This window comes from Frigoribacterium sp. CFBP 8751 (genome assembly GCF_014841545.1).
Lineage (GTDB): Bacteria > Actinomycetota > Actinomycetes > Actinomycetales > Microbacteriaceae > Frigoribacterium.
Genome location: NZ_JACYUB010000010.1, coordinates 1 through 5,502 on the forward strand (window position 1 = coordinate 1; position 5,502 = coordinate 5,502).

Here is a 5,502-nt window from a genome sequence, read left to right on the forward strand (position 1 = left end):
GGGCCGGGTTTCGGGTGCGTTTGGTCCTTGAGAACTCAACAGCGTGCACATTGTCAAATGCCAAATTATACCCTGGCATTGCTTGTGGTCTCATCTTTTGGTGGGGTTGTGAGTGGTGTTTAGGTTTCTTTGAGATTGATGGACAACAACAATCGTCAGATTGTTTTGTTCTTTAGTCAGCATCAAATTCAGCAGTCATGGCCTATTCCGGTTGTGCTGTTTTTTCTTTTACGGAGAGTTTGATCCTGGCTCAGGACGAACGCTGGCGGCGTGCTTAACACATGCAAGTCGAACGATGAACTGGAGCTTGCTCCAGGGATTAGTGGCGAACGGGTGAGTAACACGTGAGTAACCTGCCCTTGACTCTGGGATAAGCGCTAGAAATGGCGTCTAATACCGGATACGAGCTTCAGCCGCATGGCTAGGAGTTGGAAAGAATTTTGGTCAAGGATGGACTCGCGGCCTATCAGCTAGTTGGTGAGGTAATGGCTCACCAAGGCGACGACGGGTAGCCGGCCTGAGAGGGTGACCGGCCACACTGGGACTGAGACACGGCCCAGACTCCTACGGGAGGCAGCAGTGGGGAATATTGCACAATGGGCGAAAGCCTGATGCAGCAACGCCGCGTGAGGGATGACGGCCTTCGGGTTGTAAACCTCTTTTAGTAGGGAAGAAGCGAAAGTGACGGTACCTGCAGAAAAAGCACCGGCTAACTACGTGCCAGCAGCCGCGGTAATACGTAGGGTGCAAGCGTTGTCCGGAATTATTGGGCGTAAAGAGCTCGTAGGCGGTTTGTCGCGTCTGCTGTGAAATCTGGGGGCTCAACCCCCAGCCTGCAGTGGGTACGGGCAGACTAGAGTGCGGTAGGGGAGATTGGAATTCCTGGTGTAGCGGTGGAATGCGCAGATATCAGGAGGAACACCGATGGCGAAGGCAGATCTCTGGGCCGTAACTGACGCTGAGGAGCGAAAGCATGGGGAGCGAACAGGATTAGATACCCTGGTAGTCCATGCCGTAAACGTTGGGAACTAGATGTGGGGGCCATTCCACGGTCTCCGTGTCGCAGCTAACGCATTAAGTTCCCCGCCTGGGGAGTACGGCCGCAAGGCTAAAACTCAAAGGAATTGACGGGGGCCCGCACAAGCGGCGGAGCATGCGGATTAATTCGATGCAACGCGAAGAACCTTACCAAGGCTTGACATATACCGGAAACGTCCAGAGATGGTCGCCCCGCAAGGTCGGTATACAGGTGGTGCATGGTTGTCGTCAGCTCGTGTCGTGAGATGTTGGGTTAAGTCCCGCAACGAGCGCAACCCTCGTTCTATGTTGCCAGCACGTTATGGTGGGAACTCATAGGAGACTGCCGGGGTCAACTCGGAGGAAGGTGGGGATGACGTCAAATCATCATGCCCCTTATGTCTTGGGCTTCACGCATGCTACAATGGCCGGTACAAAGGGCTGCGATACCGTAAGGTGGAGCGAATCCCAAAAAGCCGGTCTCAGTTCGGATTGAGGTCTGCAACTCGACCTCATGAAGTCGGAGTCGCTAGTAATCGCAGATCAGCAACGCTGCGGTGAATACGTTCCCGGGCCTTGTACACACCGCCCGTCAAGTCATGAAAGTCGGTAACACCCGAAGCCAGTGGCCTAACCCTTGTGGATGGAGCTGTCGAAGGTGGGATCGGTGATTAGGACTAAGTCGTAACAAGGTAGCCGTACCGGAAGGTGCGGCTGGATCACCTCCTTTCTAAGGAGCATGTACTCGCCCCGCGGTATACACGGGGGTCAACGAGTCAAGTCGGTTTCGAAGCGAATGTCTTCGGCCGGCGCTCATGGGTGGAACATTGACAATGGCTCTTCGCGAAGAGCATCAGCGCTAGTACGGCACCTTCGGGTGTCTGGAAGGTGAGGGTGTTCTGGGTGGGGGGCTTGCACGCTGTTGGGTCCTGAGGGACCAAGCATCCACACATGGTGTGGTTGTTTTTCCTCTGGGCCATGAGGGTTCTGCATTACTTGCAGGGTGTTCATGGTGCCGCCCGTATTTTGAGAACTACACAGTGGACGCGAGCATCTTAGTCGCAAGCAGGGCCGGCCTTCGGGTTGGTTGTTGTTTGTGATACTAAGTGCAATTTCTTAGACCAATCCGCCCTTTGGGTGTGGTTGGCGAATGAGATAACACTGAGCTGTCAGTCTTTGGCTGGCAGCAACTTTGTGGTCAAGTTTCTAAGAGCAAACGGTGGATGCCTTGGCATCTGGAGCCGAAGAAGGACGTAGAAATCTGCGATAAGCCTCGGGGAGCTGATAATCGAGCCCTGATCCGAGGATTTCCGAATGGGGAAACCCCGCCAGGCGTTATGTCTGGTGACTCCCGCCTGAATATATAGGGCGGGTAGAGGGAACGTGGGGAAGTGAAACATCTCAGTACCCACAGGAAGAGAAAACAACAGTGATTCCGTCAGTAGTGGCGAGCGAAATCGGAAGAGGCTAAACCGGTCATGTGTGATAGACGGCGGTCGTTGCATGGTCGGGGTTGTGGGACCCGTTGTCCTGTTCTGCCGGACAGGGACAGTTACAGCGCAGTATAGGCGAACAGCTTTGAATGGCTGGTCATAGAGGGTGCGAACCCCGTAGCCGAAATGCTGGCGCTGGCTGAATGGGGATCCCAAGTAGCTCGGGGCCCGAGAAATCCCGTGTGAATCTGTCAGGACCACCTGATAAGCCTAAATACTCCCAGATGACCGATAGCGGACAAGTACCGTGAGGGAAAGGTGAAAAGTACCCCGGGAGGGGAGTGAAATAGTACCTGAAACCGTTTGCTTACAAACCGTTGGAGCCTCCTTGTAGGGGTGACAGCGTGCCTTTTGAAGAATGAGCCTGCGAGTTAGCGATATGTGGCGAGGTTAACCCGTGTGGGGTAGCCGTAGCGAAAGCGAGTCTTAATAGGGCGATCCAGTCGCATGTCCTAGACCCGAAGCGAAGTGATCTATCCATGGCCAGGTTGAAGCGACGGTAAGACGTCGTGGAGGACCGAACCCACTTAGGTTGAAAACTGAGGGGATGAGCTGTGGATAGGGGTGAAAGGCCAATCAAACTTCGTGATAGCTGGTTCTCTCCGAAATGCATTTAGGTGCAGCGTTGCGTGTTTCTTGCCGGAGGTAGAGCTACTGGATGGCCGATGGGGCCCAAAAGCTTACTGACGTCAGCCAAACTCCGAATGCCGGTAAGTGAGAGCGCAGCAGTGAGACGGTGGGGGATAAGCTTCATCGTCGAGAGGGAAACAACCCAGACTACCAACTAAGGTCCCTAAGCGTGTGCTAAGTGGGAAAGGATGTGGAGTTGCATAGACAACCAGGAGGTTGGCTTAGAAGCAGCCACCCTTGAAAGAGTGCGTAATAGCTCACTGGTCAAGTGATTCCGCGCCGACAATGTAACGGGGCTCAAGCACACCACCGAAGTTGTAGATTTCGTATTATAGACAAGCCTTCGTGGTTCAGTCGTACGGAGTGGTAGGAGAGCGTCGTGTGGCCAGTGAAGCGGCGGTGTAAACCAGCCGTGGAGGCCACACGAGTGAGAATGCAGGCATGAGTAGCGAAAGACGGGTGAGAAACCCGTCCTCCGAAAGACCAAGGGTTCCAGGGCCAGGTTAATCCGCCCTGGGTAAGTCGGGACCTAAGGCGAGGCCGACAGGCGTAGTCGATGGACAACGGGTTGATATTCCCGTACCGGCGAAGAACCGCCCAAGCTAATCCAGTGGTGCTAAGAGTCCTAACCCGGCTGAGTGGATCCCTTCGGGGTGATGCCGGCCGGTCTAACGCTCGACCCCATGCTGGTGCGGTTAACGTATTAACAGGTGTGACGCAGGAAGGTAGCTGAGCCAGGCGATGGTATCCGTAAGGTGAACCTGGTGTAAGGATGTAGGGCTGACGATAGGCAAATCCGTCGTCAATGCGCCTGAGATCCGATGCGTACCCCGATTGGGGGAAATCAGTGATCCTATGCTGCCGAGAAAAGCATCGACGTGAGGTTCAAGCCGCCCGTACCCCAAACCGACTCAGGTGGTCAGGTAGAGAATACCAAGGAGATCGAGAGAATCGTGGTTAAGGAACTCGGCAAAATGCCCCCGTAACTTCGGGAGAAGGGGGGCCGGAACCGTGATGGGATTTACTCCCGGAGCGGGAAAGGCCGCAGAGACCAGTGGGAAGCGACTGTTTACTAAAAACACAGGTCCGTGCCAAGTCGCAAGACGATGTATACGGACTGACGCCTGCCCGGTGCTGGAAGGTTAAGAGGAACGGTTAGCGCAAGCGAAGCTGAGAATTTAAGCCCCAGTAAACGGCGGTGGTAACTATAACCATCCTAAGGTAGCGAAATTCCTTGTCGGGTAAGTTCCGACCTGCACGAATGGCGTAACGACTTCCCAGCTGTCTCAACCGCGAACTCGGCGAAATTGCACTACGAGTAAAGATGCTCGTTACGCGCAGCAGGACGGAAAGACCCCGTGACCTTTACTACAGCTTGGTATTGGTGTTCGGAGTGGCTTGTGTAGGATAGGTGGGAGACTGTGAAGCTTGGACGCTAGTTCAGGTGGAGTCATTGTTGAAATACCACTCTGGTCACTTTGGATATCTAACTACGAACCGTGATCCGGTTCTGGGACAGTGCCTGGTGGGTAGTTTAACTGGGGCGGTTGCCTCCCAAAAAGTAACGGAGGCGCCCAAAGGTTCCCTCAACCTGGTTGGCAATCAGGTGTCGAGTGTAAGTGCACAAGGGAGCTTGACTGTGAGACTGACAAGTCGAGCAGGGACGAAAGTCGGGACTAGTGATCCGGCAGTGGCTTGTGGAAGCGCTGTCGCTCAACGGATAAAAGGTACCTCGGGGATAACAGGCTGATCTTGCCCAAGAGTCCATATCGACGGCATGGTTTGGCACCTCGATGTCGGCTCGTCGCATCCTGGGGCTGGAGTAGGTCCCAAGGGTTGGGCTGTTCGCCCATTAAAGCGGTACGCGAGCTGGGTTTAGAACGTCGTGAGACAGTTCGGTCCCTATCCGCTGCGCGCGTAGGAAATTTGAGAAGATCTATCCCTAGTACGAGAGGACCGGGATGGACGAACCTCTGGTGTGTCAGTTGTCCTGCCAAGGGCACCGCTGATTAGCTACGTTCGGAACGGATAACCGCTGAAAGCATCTAAGCGGGAAGCCGGCTTCGAGATGAGATTTCCATACCCTTAGGGGTGAGAGGCTCCCAGCTAGACTACTGGGTTGATAGGCCGGATGTGGAAGTGGGGACTAACGACCCATGGAGCTGACCGGTACTAATAAGCCGATAACTTGACAACACTCCCTCCCTGTAGAGGTGGGGGAAAGCTGCTTGCGTCCACTATGTGGTTCCCGAAATACGGTCGGGAACAACTCAACAGAACACTCATCCGCCCCCTGGGGCGGGTGCATGGTCTAAAAACAGACTTCACCACCAGTAATGGTGTGTGGTAAATGTTTCGGCGG

2 rRNA genes are annotated in these 5,502 nt (G+C 54.5%); both read left to right on the forward strand.

From position 1 onward, the window contains the following. Window positions 1–227: 227 nt before the first annotated feature. A 16S ribosomal RNA gene (locus tag IFT88_RS16690) occupies window positions 228–1,747 on the forward strand. Window positions 1,748–2,213: 466 nt separating this feature from the next. Next, window positions 2,214–5,336, forward strand: a 23S ribosomal RNA gene (locus tag IFT88_RS16695). Together the 16S and 23S rRNA genes form the textbook arrangement of a ribosomal RNA operon. The last annotated feature ends 166 nt before the right edge of the window (window positions 5,337–5,502 follow it).